Source organism: Pseudomonas sp. HP_08, from assembly GCF_055284095.1.
In genome coordinates, this window is record NZ_JBTOQC010000051.1 from 223,880 (window position 1) to 243,106 (window position 19,227).

Annotated in this window: 18 protein-coding genes and 2 tRNA genes; 10 read left to right on the forward strand and 10 right to left on the reverse strand. The window is 59.3% G+C overall.

Translation table 11 applies throughout. The features are described from left to right. The first annotated feature begins 38 nt into the window (after positions 1–38). Positions 39–281, forward strand: coding sequence for a hypothetical protein (locus ACYAS9_RS27525; RefSeq protein WP_463571704.1), 243 nt, complete (start codon positions 39–41; stop codon positions 279–281). Positions 282–316: 35 nt separating this feature from the next. Next, positions 317–1,063 (forward strand): TerC family protein, encoded by a 747-nt coding sequence (locus ACYAS9_RS27530; protein WP_463571607.1) that lies wholly within the window; start codon positions 317–319, stop codon positions 1,061–1,063. A gap of 79 nt (positions 1,064–1,142) precedes the next feature. Here ACYAS9_RS27530 and ACYAS9_RS27535 read toward each other — a convergent pair whose 3' ends face one another. Then, positions 1,143–1,325 (reverse strand): hypothetical protein, encoded by a 183-nt coding sequence (locus ACYAS9_RS27535; protein WP_463571608.1) that lies wholly within the window; start codon positions 1,323–1,325, stop codon positions 1,143–1,145. 222 nt (positions 1,326–1,547) lie between these two features. On the opposite strand from ACYAS9_RS27535, the gene ACYAS9_RS27540 reads away from it, so the two are divergent. Continuing rightward, entirely contained in the window at positions 1,548–2,243 is a 696-nt protein-coding gene (locus tag ACYAS9_RS27540; protein ID WP_463571609.1) for a peptidase C39 family protein, read from the forward strand. Between the two features lie 3 nt (positions 2,244–2,246). Here ACYAS9_RS27540 and ACYAS9_RS27545 read toward each other — a convergent pair whose 3' ends face one another. Then, positions 2,247–3,530 (reverse strand): NAD(P)/FAD-dependent oxidoreductase, encoded by a 1,284-nt coding sequence (locus tag ACYAS9_RS27545; RefSeq protein WP_463571610.1) that lies wholly within the window; start codon positions 3,528–3,530, stop codon positions 2,247–2,249. A gap of 160 nt (positions 3,531–3,690) precedes the next feature. Between ACYAS9_RS27545 and ACYAS9_RS27550 the strand changes: the two genes are divergently transcribed. Next, positions 3,691–3,767, forward strand: a tRNA-Val gene (locus ACYAS9_RS27550). A 185-nt stretch (positions 3,768–3,952) separates the two neighbouring features. Here ACYAS9_RS27550 and ACYAS9_RS27555 read toward each other — a convergent pair. Further along, positions 3,953–4,279 (reverse strand): DUF2388 domain-containing protein, encoded by a 327-nt coding sequence (locus tag ACYAS9_RS27555; protein WP_463571612.1) that lies wholly within the window; start codon positions 4,277–4,279, stop codon positions 3,953–3,955. Between the two features lie 104 nt (positions 4,280–4,383). Then, on the reverse strand, positions 4,384–5,289 hold the full coding sequence (locus tag ACYAS9_RS27560; protein WP_463571613.1) for a DHH family phosphoesterase: 906 nt from the start codon (positions 5,287–5,289) through the stop codon (positions 4,384–4,386). Between the two features lie 104 nt (positions 5,290–5,393). On the opposite strand from ACYAS9_RS27560, the gene ACYAS9_RS27565 reads away from it, so the two are divergent. The 3 genes from ACYAS9_RS27565 to ACYAS9_RS27575 all read left to right on the forward strand — a co-directional run bounded on the left by ACYAS9_RS27565 (position 5,394) and on the right by ACYAS9_RS27575 (position 7,573). Beyond that, a complete protein-coding gene (locus tag ACYAS9_RS27565) occupies positions 5,394–5,744 on the forward strand; it encodes a PLD nuclease N-terminal domain-containing protein (RefSeq protein WP_463571614.1) in 351 nt (116 codons plus the stop codon). A gap of 152 nt (positions 5,745–5,896) precedes the next feature. Then, positions 5,897–7,396 (forward strand): sensor domain-containing diguanylate cyclase, encoded by a 1,500-nt coding sequence (locus ACYAS9_RS27570; RefSeq protein ID WP_463571615.1) that lies wholly within the window; start codon positions 5,897–5,899, stop codon positions 7,394–7,396. Positions 7,397–7,496: 100 nt separating this feature from the next. Next, positions 7,497–7,573: transfer RNA gene (locus ACYAS9_RS27575), tRNA-Val, on the forward strand. A gap of 86 nt (positions 7,574–7,659) precedes the next feature. Here the strand turns inward: ACYAS9_RS27575 and ACYAS9_RS27580 are convergent. The 4 genes from ACYAS9_RS27580 to ACYAS9_RS27595 form a co-directional block, all read right to left on the reverse strand. Then, entirely contained in the window at positions 7,660–7,890 is a 231-nt protein-coding gene (locus ACYAS9_RS27580) for a zinc ribbon domain-containing protein (protein WP_463571617.1), read from the reverse strand. 106 nt (positions 7,891–7,996) lie between these two features. Further along, complete coding sequence (locus tag ACYAS9_RS27585; RefSeq protein WP_463571619.1) at positions 7,997–8,359, reverse strand: NUDIX hydrolase; 363 nt, start codon at positions 8,357–8,359, stop codon at positions 7,997–7,999. Positions 8,360–8,427: 68 nt separating this feature from the next. Continuing rightward, complete coding sequence (locus ACYAS9_RS27590) at positions 8,428–8,790, reverse strand: hypothetical protein (protein WP_463571620.1); 363 nt, start codon at positions 8,788–8,790, stop codon at positions 8,428–8,430. Between the two features lie 131 nt (positions 8,791–8,921). Then, on the reverse strand, positions 8,922–9,986 hold the full coding sequence (locus tag ACYAS9_RS27595; RefSeq protein WP_463571622.1) for an NAD(P)-dependent alcohol dehydrogenase: 1,065 nt from the start codon (positions 9,984–9,986) through the stop codon (positions 8,922–8,924). Between the two features lie 190 nt (positions 9,987–10,176). On the opposite strand from ACYAS9_RS27595, the gene ACYAS9_RS27600 reads away from it, so the two are divergent. Next, a complete protein-coding gene (locus tag ACYAS9_RS27600) occupies positions 10,177–13,038 on the forward strand; it encodes a sensor domain-containing phosphodiesterase (RefSeq protein WP_463571623.1) in 2,862 nt (953 codons plus the stop codon). A 157-nt stretch (positions 13,039–13,195) separates the two neighbouring features. Continuing rightward, entirely contained in the window at positions 13,196–13,744 is a 549-nt protein-coding gene (locus ACYAS9_RS27605) for a hypothetical protein (protein WP_463571625.1), read from the forward strand. 3 nt (positions 13,745–13,747) lie between these two features. On the opposite strand, the gene ACYAS9_RS27610 is transcribed toward ACYAS9_RS27605, so the two are convergent. Both ACYAS9_RS27610 and ACYAS9_RS27615 read right to left on the reverse strand, forming a co-directional pair. After that, on the reverse strand, positions 13,748–15,040 hold the full coding sequence (locus tag ACYAS9_RS27610) for a glycosyltransferase (protein ID WP_463571626.1): 1,293 nt from the start codon (positions 15,038–15,040) through the stop codon (positions 13,748–13,750). Positions 15,041–15,050: 10 nt separating this feature from the next. After that, positions 15,051–15,416 (reverse strand): response regulator, encoded by a 366-nt coding sequence (locus ACYAS9_RS27615; protein ID WP_463571628.1) that lies wholly within the window; start codon positions 15,414–15,416, stop codon positions 15,051–15,053. A gap of 258 nt (positions 15,417–15,674) precedes the next feature. Here ACYAS9_RS27615 and ACYAS9_RS27620 point away from each other — a divergent pair, with 258 nt between their 5' ends. Further along, positions 15,675–19,187: a response regulator gene (locus tag ACYAS9_RS27620; protein WP_463571630.1), complete on the forward strand. Its 3,513-nt coding sequence runs from the start codon at positions 15,675–15,677 to the stop codon at positions 19,185–19,187. Positions 19,188–19,227: the final 40 nt, after the last annotated feature.

The window sequence follows — 19,227 nt, forward strand, 5'->3', positions numbered from 1 at the left end:
TGATGCTCACGCGGCAGGCACCGATGATCGAGGAAACCATGAAAGTCTCTATTTATGCTGCATTGTTGACATGTTCTCTGTTTGTAATAAGTGGCTGTGATCAGGTTGAAACAGCCGGCAAGCAAATGCTCGATACGGCGGCAAGTTCCGCCAAACAGGCCATCGACGACACCCATGAAGCGGCCACCAAGGCGCTTCAGGAAGCTCGTGAAGAGTTGTCGGTCGTGGAGCCTGCGGCAAAGCCAAAAGATTCCGGCACTAAAGCCGGGCAGGAAATCTGACGTTATTAACCTTGGCTCATTCGGGACATATCTATATGGAATACCTGTTGGAACTTGCTTCAAGCCCGGCGGCCTGGGTGGCGCTGGCAACACTGGTGGTGATGGAAGTGGTGCTGGGCATCGACAACCTGATCTTTATCTCGATTCTGACCAACAAGCTGCCGGAGCATCAGCGGCCCAAGGCGCGCCGGCTGGGTATCGGCATGGCGCTGATCATGCGCCTGGGTCTGCTCAGCACCGTGGCCTGGATCGTGCAGTTGACCGAGCCGGTGATCGAGTTGCTGGGCCAGGCATTCTCCTGGAAAGACATGATCCTGATCGCCGGTGGTCTGTTTCTGGTCTGGAAAGCGACCACTGAAATCCACCACAGCATGGATGAGGCGCACGACAAGGAAGACACCGTCGGTTCCAAGGTAACCCTGAGCATGGGCGCCGCCATTGCGCAGATCCTGTTGCTCGACCTGGTGTTCTCCATCGACAGCATCATTACCGCAGTGGGCATGACCGAACACTTGCCAATCATGATCATTGCTGTGGTGGCCGCTGTTGTGGTGATGCTGGTTGCCGCTGACCCGCTGGCCAAGTTCATCAACGAGAACCCGAGCGTGGTGATGCTGGCCCTGGGCTTCCTGATCATGATCGGCATGACGCTGATCGCCGAAGGCTTTGGTGCCCATGTGCCGAAAGGCTATGTGTACGCAGCGATGGCTTTCTCGGCGCTGATCGAGGTGCTGAACATGCTGGCGCGTCGCTCCAAACGCAAGAAAGCCTCTACCGCCTGATGCCTGCAGGCGAGTGAAAAAAAACGGTCGGTCCTGTCATGGGGCCGACCGTTTTGCTTTCAGGTCTGAAAAAACAATATCAGTGAGCGGTCGCCGGTCGAATCTTGTGATGTCTGGCGGGCTTGGAACGTTGAACAACTGGAGTGGGTTGGGTGTGATGACGATGATGGCGGCGGGCAATACGCATAACGCCCCAGAGCATGGCGCAGGCTACCGCAAGCCAGGCGGCGATCAACATCACGATGGTCATTTCCAGGTTCATGGATGTACCTCCACAGTTGCTGCAATCTGTTGCAGTCTTGATAACCGACAGTCTAGACCCCTGAGTGTTTCGCCAACTTGACAAGTGGTTGCCGGCTTCGACTGTTTTGCTCTATGCAATGATGGCAACAGGCCTAAAGGCTATACCGACGGCGTGCGCCGCTCTATGATCCGCATTCCCGTCAGGTCAGCGGTCGCCTGACGTTCGATCAAGTGAGGGAACATGTTGCCGGTATCATTTGCGTCCAGGGCGGTCCGGGTCGGGCTGGCAGTTACCATGCTGGCGATTCTGGGAGGCTGTTCGTCCTCGCCACGCACCTTGCATGCACTGCCGCCAGATCCACAAGGGTTGCCCGACCGGGTCGAACTGACGTCGATGCCATTCTTTCGCGGCAATGCCTTCCAGAGCGGGCCGAACGCCTTGGCCACTGTATTGGCCCACCAAAACGTTGGTACGACACCCGGCCTGCTGGAGAAAAACCTGCAACTGCCCGGCGCTGAGGCGCAGCTGGAGCAGAACCTGCAGCGTGTCGCCCGTGAGTACGGGTTTGTGGTTTATCCGCTAAATGGCCAGTTGAGCGATCTGAAGGCTCAACTGGCTGCCGGTTACCCGGTGCTGTTGCGCTTCAGCGAAGGTTCGGCGCTGTGGAAAGAGCCGCGCTACGCCGTACTGGTCGGCTACGACCGTTACCGTGACGGGGTGTTGTTGCAGGCGGGTATGAACCGGCGTCTGTTGATGAAGTTCGACAGCTTCACTTCGGCCTGGAATGACGCCGGCCATTGGGCCGTGCTGGTGCAGGGCGCCCGCCAGCTCCCCGTCAATGTCGACCGCCAGCGCTGGCTGCAAGCGGCCGAGGCGCTGGCAAAGGCCGGCCAGGAGCAGGCGGCCGGGGAGGCGGTCAAGACGCTGGGGCGCTAGGCGTCAGAACCCCAGCTTGTCCCGCAAGCTGTAATACCACGCACCCAGCGCCGTAAACGGCGTGCGCAGCAACTGGCCGCCCGGGAACGGATAATGCGGCAGGCTGGCAAACGCATCGAAGCGCTCCGCCTGGCCGCGCAGCGCTTCGGCCAGCAGCTTGCCGGCCAGGTGCGTGTAGGTCACGCCATGGCCGCTGCAGCCTTGCGAGTAATAGATGTTGTCGCCCAGACGGCCAACCTGCGGCAGCCGCGACAGGGTGAGCAGGAAATTGCCGGTCCAGGCGTAATCGATCTTCACGTTCTTCAGCTGCGGGAAGACCTTGAGCATCTTCGGGCGGATGATCGCTTCGATATTGGCAGGGTCCCGTGCGCCATAAACCACGCCACCGCCGAAGATCAGACGCTTGTCGGCGCTCAGGCGGTAATAGTCCAGCAGGTAGTTACAGTCCTCGACGCAATAGTCTTGCGGCAGCAGCGTGCGCGCCAGCTCATCGCCAAGCGGTTCAGTGGTAATCACCTGCGTGCCACACGGCATCGACTTGGCCGCCAGTTCCGGGACCAGATTGCCCAGGTAGGCATTGCCCGCCACGATGATGAACTTGCTCCGCACCCGGCCCTGAGCGGTATGCACCACAGGATTGGCGCCGCGCTCGATGCGAATCGCCGCCGACTGCTCGTAGATCACGCCGCCCAGCGATTCAACCGCAGCCGCTTCGCCCAGTGCGAGGTTCAGCGGATGAATATGCCCGCCACTCATGTCCAGCATGCCGCCGACATACTGGTCGCACTGCACCACCTCACGCATGCGCGCGGTGTCCAGCAGTTGCAGTTGCGAATGACCATAGCGTTCCCACAAGTGTTTCTGGCCTTCCAGATGCGCCATCTGCCTGGAATTCAGGGCGGCAAACACACCGCCATCTTTCAGGTCGCACTGAATGGCATAACGCGAAATGCGCTCGCGAATGATCTGCGCGCCTTCAAAGGCCATATGACCCAGCAGTTGCGCCTGGTCCGCGCCCACACTGCGCTCGATCACATCGATGTCGCGGCTATAACTGTTGACGATCTGCCCGCCATTGCGGCCCGAGGCACCGAAACCGACTTTCGCCGCCTCCAGCACCGTGACTTTAAAGCCATGCTCAAGCAGAAACAGCGCGCTGGAAAGCCCGGTGTAGCCGGCACCGATAATGCACACATCGGTCTCGACATCGCCTTGCAGGGCAGGGCGCTCCGGCACCGGATTGGCTGACGCTGCGTAATAAGACTGAGGATAGGCAATGCTCGCCATGCGAACTCTCCGTTTAAAATTCTTGACGAATGATGGCGATCCTACCCGAGATTGTTAAAGATGCAAAACGGGTCGTTTATAAAAAGTTTTCGAATTCAGTGGCTTAGCGAAAAAAACGTTTGACACGGTTTTGAATTTCCGTAGAATGCCGCCTCACAGCAGGCACGTAGCTCAGTTGGTTAGAGCACCACCTTGACATGGTGGGGGTCGTTGGTTCGAGTCCAATCGTGCCTACCAGACAAAACCCGCGTAATGCGCGGGCTGGGAAGGGGGGAGATCAGAAATGATCTCCCCCTTTTTTATTTGCAAAAAACTTTGCAAAACTCCCCGCATTCAAAAAGCCAGTCCGGCATTCGCTTCGATGTACTCGATCCCCTTTTTCCGTGTCCTTCCTGTTAATGCAGGCATCTTTACGACGGGTGTCAGAGCGAAGCCGCGATTGCCTGGGCCAGTTGTATGTCGGACATAAGCGGCGAGGTGTAGGTGGAGCGGTAATAACGGGAAGCCTGTTCGAACTCCGCGCCACGAATCTCGCCACCTGAACCAATGAATACCAGAGCGTCGGTCCTGGCTGACTTGAAAGCTTCAGGAATGTTTGATGTAACTGCTGTTGCTCCTGAAACGATAACAAACGGAGCTACAGTGGTAAGCATCAACGCCGCCTGGAATGGGTTGTTGTTTTCGGCTGCCAATGACGGAGTGCTGATCGCCGCGACGACGATAAATGAAAGAGATTTCCATGAGTCCACTTGTCTTTGCTTCCCGGCACTTGAATGGTCGCCACCCTGGCAGAGCAGGGGATCACCACAAACAAAAGGCCCGGCGCTGGGCCGGGTTGGTGTAAGCCGCTATCTTAATCGGCCTGGACTGTGCAATCACCGTCCTTGATGTGGTCCGGCTCAACGTACAACGTCAGCTCATGCCCGTACGGCACACTAAAGCCCGCCGCATTACGATGTCCTCCGCCGCCGAAGTGCCTGGCAATCGCAGACACATCCTCGCCGGCGTCGGTACTGCGCAAAGAGAAAGACCGTCCTTTCGGCGTATCCCAATAGATCGCAGCGAAAGGCTCATCAGCGCACATCAGATTCCCTGCATCGCTGGCGTGGGTAAAGGGCAGGTTGGCTGCCGGCACGTCGAATCCGCCAATCACCAGGCGCCGCTGAGTGGTCCGCAAGAGATCAGCCAGTTCTTTGCGTCGGCTGCGCTCAATCGCGGCGCCTTCGTCGCGCAGTGCGCTGACCGGCGTAGCCATGAGCTCATCCCACACCTCGAAGTCTTGCGGATGGCTGAACAGGTTCGCGGTGATCTCCCGTGTACCTTCAAGCTTGAACAGCCACAGGTCACGATCCTCAATGTGATTGATGAGGTCGGGCCGCGGCTTGCCTTTGAAATAGTAATCCCAGGTCAGTCCGGCACCGGAGCGGTTCATGTCGAACACGGCATGCAGTCCTTCGAGTGGACCTGGCTGCTGCCGGTCAGGAACCGGCTTCACATCAGCCAGATCGGCTTGTGCAGTCTTGTGGTGATCGATAACCAGAACTGACAGCGCGGTGCTGGCCATCGCGGTCAGCACGTCGAAGGAGTAGGCGAAGTCCACAATCACGACATGCTGGCCAGAGACTTCAGGCGCCGGTTCTCCATGCCTGGCAGCGTAGAACTCGACGTCGGCTCCGAACCGGCGGCGCACGACCCAGGCGGCGCCGAAGCCATCGGCGCAATTGGCGTGGTAGATGCAAAGTGTCGATGCTATGGCCATTTCGGCTCCTGGTTCGAGATTATCAGCCCTGTGAATGAGGCGCTGCGGGCCGGCACATCAATGCTGCAGTCCTGATCGATGCGGCACCATTGCATCGAATATTCATGAAAGCCAGACTTGAATCATGTCTCCATCAGATGATCCGCGACGACCGCCCTTCTTTTATGGGGGGATTTTTTGCAAAATGCCCCGCCTCCGAATGCCGTGCCGGTATTCGTTTAGCTGTATTTATCAATTGCGGGGTACCCGTCATGGAAGCAATTATCAGCCTGTTATGGCTGCCGTTCACGTTGCTCGTATTAATTGCAGACGTGGTGGTGATCATCGGAGTATGGCGCAGCGAGAAAAGTCCAGGCGTCAAAGCGGCCTGGAGTGCAGGTATCTTTCTGTTTCCCGTGCTGGGCTTGATCGCCTGGGCAATTGCAGGGCCGCGCAGGGGCAGTTCGGGGGCGTGACCTGCTTTTAATCCATTACACGGCATAGGGCTATCACTCGCTCAAGTGCTACCATGCGCCACGGCGGGCCAGGGGTTGGCTCGCTGTGTCGGGTCATCCCGTCAAGGGTTGGTCGCGGCAGCGTGTACTGGATCTGGCTGTCAGGTGCTCAAGTGAAACGTGATCTTCAGCTCGTCGTAGCGCTTTTATTGATCGTGTGTTTTTCGCTGGTGTTCATCACTTTCTGGAAAATCATGGCGGCACGTGAAGGAGCCTTGAGCAATGTGAATATCAATGGCGCGAACCTGGCCCAGGCGTTAGTGACTTATTCCGAAGGCATCATGCGTCAGAGTTCGATGCTGCTTAACAGCGTGGTCGAACGTATTGAAACTGAAGGCGCGGGTCCTGCGCAGTTTGATCGGCTGCACAAGTTTCTGAAGGTTCAGCATGGCGCCATGCCGCAATTGAGCGGCATCACCCTCTACGACAAGGATGGCAACTCGCTGTTGTCATCGGGCGGCACTATTGCTTCCGGACTCAATGGCAGCGACCGTGCCTACTTCACTCATCACCGTGATGATCCGTCGCGCGATCTATTCATTGGTCCGCCCATCCTGCATCGCGTGACCAAAGAGTGGGTCATTACGATCAGTCGTCGTGTGGACGATGACGACGACAGGTTTGCCGGAGTGGTCGTCGCGAGGCTGGGCATCAAGAACTTTCTGGACTTGTACGGCAAGATCGATGTTGGTGAATATGGCGCGATTTCCCTGGCCTATGCCAGCGGTCAGTTGCTGGTGCGCTATCCCTTCCGTGAACAAGACATGGGCAAGGACTTTTCCCAGTCGCCGGGGTTTAGAAAGTATTTTATGGACCGCGACTCCGGGACGGCTTCGCTCACTTCAACGCTTGACGGTGTCGAGCGTTTATATGCTTTTCGCAAGAGCGACAACTTTCCATTGATCACGACCGTAGCCCTTGGCAAAAACGAGGCTTTGCGAACCTGGCGGATTGAAACCCAGCTGTCATTGATGGTGCTGACGGTATTGATCCTGTTAACGGCCGGCACCGGCTGGGTGTTGTTCAATCTCATCAAGCGCAGAATTGAAGCGCAATCCCAACTGCAGATGGCCCGTCAGCAACTGATGAGCGCCAATCAAAAGCTGGAACAATTGGCCTCGAAGGATCAACTGACGGGCCTGGCCAATCGACGCTGTTTCGACGAAACACTGGAAACGGAAGCCCGGCGTGCTCAGCGTGCCGGGACGCCGTTGTCGTTGATCCTGATGGATATCGATCTGTTCAAACTGTTCAACGACACGTATGGCCATGTCGCAGGCGACGAGTGCCTGCAAGCGGTCAGTCGTGTAATCGCAGGTTGCGTGCGGCGTCCTTCAGACCTGGTGGCCAGGTATGGCGGCGAAGAGTTGGCGGCGATTCTGCCGGACACGGACGCCGAAGGTGCACATCAGCTGGCCACTGCGATGCTCGAAGCGCTGGCTCAAGCGAATATCGCTCATGCGTCGAGCCCATGCGGTCGCGTAACCATGAGCTTTGGCATCGCCTGTTTCCGCGGTAACGAGATTGCCCTGCGCAAGCCCTCGATCATTGAGGTGGCTGACAGCGCGCTTTACAGGGCCAAGGCCTGCGGGCGCAATCGGGTAGAGGTATGAGCGCGGGCACGCCTCTCGATAAAAAATCCGGTTTTTCAGTGGCTTACTGAAAAAAGTCGTTGACAGGGTTTTGAATTTCCGTAGAATGCCGCCTCACAGCAGGCACGTAGCTCAGTTGGTTAGAGCACCACCTTGACATGGTGGGGGTCGTTGGTTCGAGTCCAATCGCGCCTACCAAACAAAATCCGCTCTGCTGGGCGGTACAAAAAAGGCGATCCGAAAGGGTCGCCTTTTTTGCGTCTGGTGCTTTTAAAAGCGCCGGCTTACCGGAAAATCAGCACGGCAGCGGCTGCAATCACAAACACCACGCCAAAAATCATCCGCGCAATCCAGGGGGCTGTCAGCCAGACACCGGTGGCGCCGGCAATCTGGCCGATGTTTTTCTCGCTAAGCAGGCGGCTGGACGCTTCGCGCATGGGGTTGCCGCATTGTGGGCAGGCATAGGCCTTGTCAGAAATGCGGGCAGCGCATTCAGGGCAGTCGATCAGGCTCATTGTCGTGGTCCGTCGTTGTTTTCTCAGCCTGAAAGACCCTGAAAAACCGCGCAGGTTCGCCTGCACATGGCAGGGATGTGCAGCAGTTGGCACTTTGCAGGCCCGTTCAGGATTGGCGAGCAAAGGCCTTGATGATCGACTTGGTGGCGTTGCTGACCTTGAGGTCGCTCCACTGAGTGTCCGCCAGCCACTTGCAGGCACTGATCTCATTGTGGGGCTTGGGCTTGTCCTTCTTTGGCACCACGGTCACAAACACATAATGGCGCACCTGGTCACCGGTAAACTCGTCCAGATACAACAGTTGCAGATCGCGCAGCCCGGTTTCTTCGCGTAACTCACGGGTGGCGGCTTGCTTGGGGGTTTCGCCGGCTTCGATCTTGCCGCCTGGCAGGTTCCAGCGCGATTTGGGCTTGCGTACACAAAGAATCTGGTCGTCGCGTTTGCAGATAACGGTGGCTCTGTCTTTCATGTGGGGATAGATATCCTGGCCTGCGGAAGGGCGTTTATGCGCTGTCAGGCTTTGTCCCACGCAAGACGTCAAAGGTTCAGCCCGATATGCCGTGCAATGCGCCGAAATGTCTTGTCGTCGCTGGCTGCCAGCAAGGTTCGGCCATCCTTGAGGTTGACCAGAAACGTGACTTCCTTATCCTCGCCGGCCAGCATCATGCCCGCTGCCGCACCGACCGGGCCCAGCATCAGCGCTCCGGCCAGCCCCATGCCAATGGTGTCGTCGATGCTCTTCCTGCTGGCCTGGCTGGCTATTTCCATGGACTGGATGTCACTGTGCTTGAAACTGATACCTGGCCATGGAAACAGCGGGGTCACCAGTGTGAGGATGCCAGAGTGATAGTCCCCGTCACCCTGAAGAAAATCGCCTGATAAAACATTGATCCTTGCCATGTTCATCTCTCCTGATTTTCAAGCAGGCGCACATTGCGCGCCTGCCTGGCAAAGGAGTCAAACGCCGATAGACGAGCTGGGGTGGCATTCGTCAGATGGAACGGCAGCCACTTCTCGCTCAGCCTTGGCTGTCAGGCCGCCGAAGCTTCTTGCTTGAGGCTGGTCATGTCGATGACGAAGCGATATTTGACGTCGCCCTTGAGCATCCGCTCATAGGCCTGATTGATGTCTTGTATGGCGATGGTTTCGATGTCCGAGACGATGCCGTGCTCTGCGCAAAAGTCGAGCATCTCCTGGGTCTCGCGGATGCCGCCGATCAGCGAGCCGGCGAGGCTGCGGCGCTTGAAGATCAGGTTGAAGACAGTGGGCGAGGGGTGCGGCTCTGCGGGGGCGCCGACCAGGGTCATGGTGCCGTCGCGTTTGAGCAGATTCAGAAACGCATCCAGATCGTGCCGGGCTGCCACGGTATTGAGAATGAAGTCCAGGCTGTTGGCATGCGCCGCCATCTCATCGGGGTTGCGCGACACCACCACTTCATCGGCGCCCAGGCGCAGGCCGTCTTCGCGCTTGTTGGCCGAGGTGGTGAACAGCACCACATGGGCGCCCATGGCGTGCGCGATCTTGACGGCCATGTGTCCCAGCCCGCCAAGGCCTACCACGCCGACCCGTTGCCCGGGGCCGACTTTCCAGTGGCGCAAGGGCGAATAGGTGGTGATGCCGGCGCACAACAATGGCGCGACGGCGGCGAGATTGTCAGTGGGCGCAATGCGCAGTACAAACGCCTGCTTGACGACAATCGTGTCGCTGTAGCCACCGAAGGTGTTTTCGCCGCCGAATACCGGGCCGTTATAGGTTCCGGTGAAGCCGTTTTCGCAGTATTGTTCTTCACCGTCAGCGCAGGAGGCACATTGCTTGCAACTGTCGACCATGCAGCCGACGCCAGCCAGATCGCCAACCTTGAAGTTCGTCACGCCTGCGCCCACGGCGCTTACCCGTCCGACGATTTCGTGGCCCGGCACCGAAGGATAAAGCGTGTTGTTCCATTCGTTGCGTGCGGTGTGCAGGTCCGAGTGGCAGACGCCGCAGTAAAGAATATCGATTTGTACGTCGTCGTGGCCGGGGGCGCGTCGCTCAAAGCGATAAGGCTTGAGGCTGTCGGTGGCTGAATGAGCCGCGTAGCTGTAGGTCTGGACCATGGATCACCTCTGCAAGGTCAAGTCGGTGGAAGATGGTGTGTGTGGATGTGACCGCTCTGCGGATGCCTGGTGCCATCGGCGCGCAACCTGCAGGCGCATAGAATAGGTCCGTTTTTCCCATGGTGCAGTTCGATGGGGGCGGGTTTCATGACAGTGGGCGCTAACGGGTTTACGGGTGTGATGCTTGAAGATGAATAGTCCTTCTCTGATCGATGACAGGCGTCATCCCGCTCCATGGCCTGACCAGGGCCTGGCCGGTGAGCTGCCTTGCACCGCCACCTCGATCGGCGGCCTGCTGCAGGTGGTACGAGCCAACCAACCCGCTGCCCTGTGGGCTGTCTATGGCGCCGGCGAGCAGAAGCGCCTGCTGGGCCAGGACGATGCCGGCGGTGACTGGCCCGAGCATATCGCCAGTGCAGATTTCGATGGCTTCTGCCAGGCGCGCGGCTTGTCTCGCTGGGTCGCCGGCATGGGCGAAGATGTTCTGGGCTGGGTCGTGGCGCCGGACGCGCAGGCTCACAGTCCATGGTTTGCGGATCTGGCCCTTCGTGTGGGCTCGCTGTTGCAGAGTGCGGCCCTGATCCGTGCCCAGCACACCCAGCGTGTGCTCTATGAAATCAGTCACCTGGCCAGCTCGACGCGTGACCGTGGCGAGTTCATCAAGGGCGTTCACCAGCAGTTGTCGAAACTGATCGATACCGAGAACTTTGCCCTGGCCCTGTACGACCGGCTGCGCGACAAGATCACCTGGCCGTATTACGTCGACAGCATCGACGGCGAGGCGCCGGAGGCAGACGCCTTCGAGTTTCTCGACCGCGGCCAGATGTCCATGACCGGCTATGTGCTGACCACCGGCCAGTCCTTGTTCGTGGATGCCGCCGATATCGAACAGGCCCGGCTCGAGGGGCGCTTCTGTTGTGTCGGGCACCGTCCGGAATTCTGGATGGGCGCGCCGCTGAAAAACGCCTCGGACGAAGTCTTCGGCATGCTGGCCATGCAGGTCTACGATGCCAGCCGGGTCTACAGCCTTGAGGACCGCGCGCTGTTTCAGGTGGTCTCCCGCCATGTGGCCATGGCTCTGGACCGGCTGCTGCACCGTACCGATCTTGAGCAGACCGTGTTGCTGCGCACCCAGCAACTGTCAGCCGCCAACGATGCCTTGCGCCAGGAAGTGGCCGACCGCGAGCGTGCCGAACACCTGCAAAGCGCCCTGTTCCAGATCACCGAGCTGTCCAGCCAGCAGGGCGACATGGCTGAGCTGTTCCAGCGCTTGCACCTGATCGTGGCCGAACTGCTCGTGGCGCTGAATTTCTACATCGCCCTGTATGACCACAACACCGGCGAGGTCGCGTTCCCCTATTTTGTCGACGAAAAAAGCGCGCGTCCTCGTTCGCGGCGTGGCCAGCGCGGTTATACCGAATACGTGATCCGTCAGCGTCGCCCGTGCCTGATCAATCGCGAAGAGGCCATGCGCCTTGCGGCGCTGGGCGAGATCGAAGAACAGCAAGAGTCGCAGCGTTCCTGGTCGTGGCTCGGTATCCCGCTGTTCGAGGGCGATCAGGTGCGCGGCATTCTTGTCGTGCAAAGCTATTCGCCAAACGTCAGCTACACCCAGCGCGATCAGGAGCTGCTGACGTTTGTGTCCCGGCATATCGACACTGCCTTGTCGCGGCGCAGCGCGGCCGAGGCCATTCATGCGGCCAACCTGCAACTTGAAGCGCGGGTGCAGGACCGCACCCGTGAGCTGGATCACGCCAATGCCAAGCTGCAATACGAAAATGCCCACGACGCGCTGACCGGGCTGGCCAACCGCAGTCATCTGCAACAGCGGCTGCACACGGTGTGGCGCGATTTCTGTGAGCAGGGACGGCCACTGGTGGTGATGTTCATCGACCTGGACCGTTTCAAGCTGGTCAACGACAGCCTGGGCCATCATTGCGGCGACGACCTGCTGGTCCAGGCCGCCGAGCGTTTGCGCAGTTGCATGCGCGGCAGCGACCTGCTGGCCCGCCTGGGCGGTGACGAATTCGCGGTGCTGGCGGTCGGAGCTTCGCTGGAGGTCGGCAGCGGCATTGCCGAGCGTATTCTGGCGAGCTTCGACCTGCCGTTCTTCATTGACGGCCATGCGGTGTTTTCTTCGTGCAGCATTGGTGTGGTCGGTGCCGACAGCCAGTTTCATCGCGAGCCTGCAGACCTGCTGCGCGATGCCGACATTGCCATGTACCGGGTCAAGAATGCCGGGCGTGACAGCTTTGCGGTGTTCAACCAGGCACTGCGCCGTGAGGTGTCCGATCAGGTCGAGCAAGAGGGCGCGCTGCGGAACGCGCTCAAGCGTACTGATGAGCTGATCCCGTATTTTCAGCCCATCGTCTGCGTCAACAGCGGCAAGCTGCTGGCACTTGAAGCGCTGATTCGCTGGCACCAGCCCGATGGCCGGGTGATCGCCCCCGGACACTTTTTACCGGCTCTTGAGGGTTTGCGACTGATCGGTCGTCTGGATCTCTACATGCTGCAGCAGGTCATCGCCATTCTTGCGCTGCCGGCCAATGCTCATTGGCCGGCCGTACACGTCAATTGCTCAAGCTACAGCATCACCCGGCCGGAGTTCGCCGCCGAGGTGCTGGCCATGCTGGCCGGGCAGGGCGTGGCGCCGTCGCGGATTTGCCTGGAGTTGACCGAAGGCGCACTGGTTGCCGAACCGGAGCAGGCGCGCCAGACCATGAAGCAACTGGCCGACAACGGCATGTCAGTGGTCCTCGATGACTTTGGCGCGGGCTTTTCATCGCTCAGTTATGTGCACCAGTATCACTTCAGCGGCCTGAAGATCGACAAGTCGTTCATTTTCGAACTCAGCACCAGCGCGCGCAGCCGGGCGATCGTGCGTGCAATTGTGCGCATGGCCGAGTCGCTGGACCTGACCGTGGTGGCCGAGGGCGTTGAAGACCAGGCGACGCTTGAACTGCTGCGCAGCATCGGCGCCGGTCAGGCTCAGGGTTATCACTTTTCCGTGCCCATGCCCCAGCATCGACTGGAGCTGCCAGGCGCCGGTTGACCGGCAAGGTATTGCCACGGTTGGCAAGGTGTCTCCGGCGTGAGCGAGTGGCAAGAGGTCAATGTCCCGCTAACGCCGGGGATTTGCGCGGTGGCATTTATCTTGCTGCACAGAGCCTGGCCGGGGCTGGACTGCCCCGCTATAGCAGGAGACAACCATGTTAGTCAGTAACAGTACGCTCGAAAGCCTGGCGTCCAGGTTTGTCGTCGGGCGCGGGGCGCTGGATGAGCTTTCCCAGGCGTCGTTCAGCCTGATCTCGCCGCCTGAGGCCAAGGCTTCTGCCGCAGCCCTCACCTCAGACTCAGACAATGGCGCGTCGCAAGGCAGCGCCCAGAACAGCTCGGCCTATGAAGAGTCGTTTGCGCGGATGATGCTGGGGCTCAAGACCCAGGCCGAGGCGACGCTGTCTGAAACCACCGCCGACCGTGACAACGGCGTCAGCAGTGACGTGCAGACGGCGGCCGCCAACGACACCACCTACACCTCGGCCCAGCAGCAGTTTCTCGATTACATGAAGCAACCGGCCGAAGACCGCTTGCGCGAGCAACTCACCGGCGTCAGTAAGGACGAGTACGAGGCCATGAGTGCTGAGGAAAAGCACGGCGTAGACGAGAAGTTCAAGGACGCGCTCAAGCAGCAGCAGGAAGTCGCCCAACAAGACATCAATGTGCGCATTAATGCCCTGAAGGCCGGCTTGATCGGATAAAGATCAGGCCGGGCGATTTTTCGCTTCGATCCACTGCGCCATGTACTGCGTGCTCTTGTGCTGGTGATGGCGCAGCATCGCCCCGGTGAAATTGCGCAAGCGGTGCCGAGGCAGGTCGCGGCGCAGGGCTTCGATGCGCTCGATCAGGCTCTGCGCATGCTGGCGGTACTGATAGCGGGCCTGCAACAGGGTCTGACCTGCCTGTTGCGCCTGTTCCCACAGCGTCTGGTCCTGATAAAGGCGCACGGCGGCAGCGGCAAGGTCCTCAGCGCTTTCGGCCACCAGGCCTGGCCACGGCAGGTCACCGTGCATGGCCTCGCTGCCGATCGGCGTGGTTACCGACGGGGTGGCGCAGAGCATGGCGTCGATCAGTTTGCCTTTGATGCCCGCGCCGAAACGCAAGGGCGCCAGGCACACCCGCGCGTTGCTCATGACCGCCAGCGCATCTTCGGCCCAATCCATCACATGAAAACCCTGCGCAGCATTGTGCAGCGCCGTGGCTTTGGGCGGCGTATAGGCGCCATACACATGCAGTTGCGCGCCCGGCAGTTGCTGGCGAATCAACGGCCAGATGCTTTGCTTCATCCACAGTACGGCGTCCCAGTTCGGGGCGTGGCGGAAATTGCCGATACTCAGAAAATTTGCCCGTTGTTCGAATGCCGGTGGTTGTGCCAGGCCTTCTTCGATCATCAGCGGGCACCAGTGCAGTAACGCCGGCGGCACGCCGAACTGCTCGGTGAGCAGGTGTATTTCTACATCGGACGTCATCAGGTTGAGGTCGCAGCGATACAGCGCCGCTATTTCTCGCTGGGCCAGATCGGTGCCGGCCATGCGCTCGAACAACTGGTCATGGTTCTGTTGAAAAAGCTCAGCGCTGTCATCGGCTTGCGGTTCGTTCTTGAGCAAGTCCCTGAGCTGCTGATGGCGCGCATGCCGCAGGCTTTGCAGGTCCGAGGTCTCGAGCAGGCGCAGGGCATTCGGGCAATGTTTTTCGACGCGCCAGCCAAACTGTTCCTCGATCATGAATTGATCGAAAACCACGATGTGCGGGTCCAGTTGGCGGACAAAGTCATCGAAACTGCTGCTATTGAGTTCGATGTGCTGCTCGTCGATGCCCAGGCAAGCGAGGTCGGCCTTGTGCGCGCCCTCTGTGGCGGGGCTGGCGAAGGTGATCCGCCAACCCTGATCGAGAAAACAATGAATCAGTTGCATCACATGACCGCTGGCCGCTGAAGAGCGGGGCTCTGGCCAGACATAACCAATGATCAGCAGGCGAACAGATGAAGAAAGGGTCACGTTGGATACGTCATGCCTGGCCAAGAATAGCGGTTACCTTGTCGCGCAATTGATCGATAGAAAACGGCTTGCCGATCGAATGCATGCCCTCGGGCACTTCAATGTTTTCCGAATAGCCACTGGCGAACAGCACGGGCAGCTGCGGACGCAACTGACGGGCTTTCAAGGCCAGATCGGTGCCTTTCATGTCAGGCAAGCCCTGGTCGGTCATCAGCAGATCAATGGTTTTCTGCGTGTCGCCGAGCGTTTCCAGTGCCACTGTGCCGTCACCGGCCTCAAGCACCTGGTATTCCAGCTCTTCAAGGACATCGACGATCAGCATGCGCACGATGTCGTCGTCTTCGACCACAAGAATCGTGCTGGTTGGATCGGACATGGTTAACTCCCCTGGAAATGATCATTAAAGGCGGCTTTGTCGCGCAGCCTCCTAAATCTGTAAGTAAAACACCCTCAGAAGTTCCATGAGCAGCTCAACGCCATGCATTCCTTCTCCAAAACGGCCGGCTTTCTGTGATGTGGGCGAGCTTATCGCCGATTTATGTCTGGAATTTCAATCCTGTAAGACCGAAAACCGAGTCTTTTTGTTAAGTTTGCGGCAAACTCCATGGTTTCACTGGGCCATCAGGGACTTTACATGAATCGCCTGTCCACTATCGACGCGCAGCGTTTTCGTAAACTGCTGGGGCGTAACGTCGGTCTGCCGCTGGGTGTCGGCGTGCTCAGCGCCGTGTTTTTCATCATTCTGATCAACTATCTGTTGCAGGCGATCCAGTGGGTCGAGCACACCGACAGGGTGATCAATAACATCAACCGTTCGATGAAGCTGTCCATCGACATGGAAACCGGCATGCGCGGTTTTCTGTTGGTAGGTGACGAACATTTTCTCGATCCTTACGAGGTTGCCCGACCCTTGCTCAAGGCTGAGCTTGGTGGCCTCGAAGAGCTGGTGGCCGATAACCCCACGCAACAGGACCGGATCCGTCGGCTGTCCACCTTGCAGGAAGAATGGGATAACTTCGCCCAGCAGATGATCAGCCTGCGTCGCCAGAACGGCGACTACCTGACACCGACCCAGGCCGGGCGCGGCAAGCGCATCACCGACCAGATGCGCACCGAGTACGACCTGGCCGTGGCCATGGAGCAACAACTGCGCATTTCCCGCAACGCTGATGTGACGCGCACCACCGTGCTGTCGGTCACGTTGTACCTGATCTTTGTACTGAGCGTCAGTGCGGCGCTGGCCTATGTCGGTCGTCGTGACTTGTTGTCGCTGTCCACCACCTATGACGCCAATCTGAAACAGCAGCAGATCAACGCCGAGCGCCTGGAAAAGGTTGCCTGGCTGCGCAATGGCCAAAGCGCCCTGGCCGAGGAGGTGCTGGGCCAACTGACCCTGAACCTGGTCGGCCGTAACGTGCTGCAGTTTTTTGCCCAGTACCTCGGTGCAGTCGTGGCGGCGGTGTACGTGCGCCAGGAGCACGGCGGCCTGGTGCGGGTTGCCTCCTACGGCTTTTCTCGCGAGCAGGAGCAGCACGAGCAGTCGATTTACGCCGGCGAAGGCGTGATCGGCCAGGCTGTGCAGCAAGACCGCATCATCACCCTCGACAACCTGCCCAGCGACTATTTCAAGGTCAGCTCGGGCCTGGGCGAGGGCGAGCCGTCCAGCGTAGTGATCGTGCCGACCAGCAACGACAACCAGGTCAATGCGGTGGTCGAGCTGGGCTTCCTGCGGCCTTTGACCGAGCGCGATCTGGAGTTTCTCGAACTGGTGTCCGACAACGTCGGCACCTCGGTCGAGGCGGCGCGCTATCGTCAACGCCTGCAAGAAGTGCTGAGCGAAACCCAGCAGCTCAACGAAGAGTTGCAGGTGCAACAGGAAGAGTTGCGCACCGCCAACGAAGAGCTTGAAGAGCAGTCGCGGATTCTCAAGGAATCCCAGGCCCAGCTGGAAACCCAGCAGGCCGAGCTTGAGCAGACCAACCTGCAACTGGCCGAGCAAAGCCAGGCGGTTGCCGAGCAGCGTGACGCGCTGGACCGCAACAACGAAGAGTTGAGCTACGCGCAGGTGCAATTGCAGGCGCGTGCCGATGAGTTGCAGCGTTCGAGCCGCTACAAATCGGAGTTTCTCGCCAACATGTCCCACGAGCTGCGCACGCCGCTCAACAGTTCGTTGATCCTGGCCAAGCTGCTGGCGGAAAACCCGATCCGCAACCTGACCGACGAACAGGTCAAGTTTGCCGAATCCATTTATTCGGCGGGCAACGACCTGCTCAACCTGATCAATGACATTCTCGACATCGCCAAGGTTGAGGCCGGCAAGCTGGAAGTGCGCCCGGAAAACAGCAGCGTCGCCCGCTTGCTGGAGAACCTGCACAACGTGTTCCAGCCCATGGCTCAGGAGAAGCGCCTGCAGTTCAGCGTCGAGCTGCAAGAGGGCGCGCCGGCCTTGCTGTACACCGACTTCCAGCGCCTGGAACAGATCCTCAAGAACCTGTTGTCCAATGCCATCAAGTTCACCGAAGGCGGCACGGTCAGCCTGATCGTCTCGCGTCAGCCGGGTGACGGCATCGCCTTTGCGGTGCGCGACTCAGGCATCGGCATTGCCGGCGATCAGTTGCAAAGCATTTTCGAAGCCTTCCATCAGGCCGATGGCACCACCAACCGCCGTTATGGCGGCACCGGTCTTGGCCTGTCGATTTCCCGTGACCTGGCTGCCTTGCTCGGCGGCTCGATCAGCGTGGTCAGCGAGCTGGGCCAGGGCAGCATTTTTACGCTGGTGCTGCCGCAAGCCTGGCGTGCCGAAGGGGAAGAGCGCGCTGCGCCGTTGTCGGCCGTGGTCTCGGCGATGTCGCCCGGTGTCACCACGCTGCCGGTTCGTCGCCCAGAGCCAGAACCTGCGCCCGCGCCGGTAGACGTTGTCGCCGCGCCATTTGCTGATGACCGGCACAAGGCGCCGTTCGAGAGCCGCAGCATTCTGGTCATCGAAGACGATGTGTCGTTCGCGCAGATTCTCTTCGATCTGGCCCATGAGCTGGGGTATCACTGCCTGGTGGCGCATGCCGCCGACGAAGGCTTCGACCTGGCCTTGAACTACACGCCGGACGCGGTGCTGCTGGACATGCGCCTGCCCGACCATTCCGGGTTGACCGTGTTGCAGCGCCTCAAGGAACAGGCTGAAACCCGGCACATCCCGGTGCATGTGATTTCTGTCGAAGACCGCCAGGAAGCGGCCATGCACATGGGTGCCATCGGCTATGCGGTCAAGCCGACCACCCGTGAAGAACTCAAGGATGTGTTTGCCAAACTGGAAGCCAAGCGCACCCAGAAGGTCAAGCGCATCCTGCTGGTCGAAGACGATGCCTTGCAACGCGACAGCATTGCCCGGTTGATCGGCGACGACGATATCGAAATCACCGCCGTAGGCTATGCCCAGCAAGCGCTCGATCTGCTGCGCGAACATGTCTACGACTGCATGATCATCGACCTCAAGCTGCCCGACATGCTCGGTAACGAACTGCTCAAGCGCATGTCGACCGAGGACATCTGCGCCTTCCCGCCGGTCATCGTCTACACCGGGCGCAACATGACCCGTGATGAAGAAGCCGAGCTGATGAAGTACTCGCGCTCGATCATCATCAAGGGCGCGCGTTCGCCGGAGCGGCTGCTCGATGAGGTCACGCTGTTCCTGCACAAGGTCGAGTCGCAGTTGTCCAACGAACGGCAGAAAATGCTCTTGACCGCGCGCAGCCGCGACAAGGTCTTCGAGGCCCGCAAGATTCTGGTAGTCGATGACGATGTGCGCAATATCTTCGCCCTGACCAGTGCGCTGGAACACAAGGGCGCAGTGGTCGAGGTGGCGCGTAACGGTCTTGAGGCCATCGAGCGGTTGAACGCGGTGCAAGACATCGATCTGGTGCTGATGGACGTGATGATGCCGGAAATGGACGGCTTCGAAGCCACCCAGCATATCCGCAAGGACCCGCGCTGGCGCAAGCTGCCGATCATCGCCGTGACCGCCAAGGCCATGAAGGACGATCAGGAGCGTTGCCTGCAGGCGGGGGCCAACGATTACCTGGCCAAGCCGATCGATCTGGACAGGCTGTTTTCGCTGATCCGGGTCTGGCTGCCAAAAATGGAACGTATCTGAGTGTTTGCGGCCAAAGCAGCACTCCGATTCACCTCGTCAG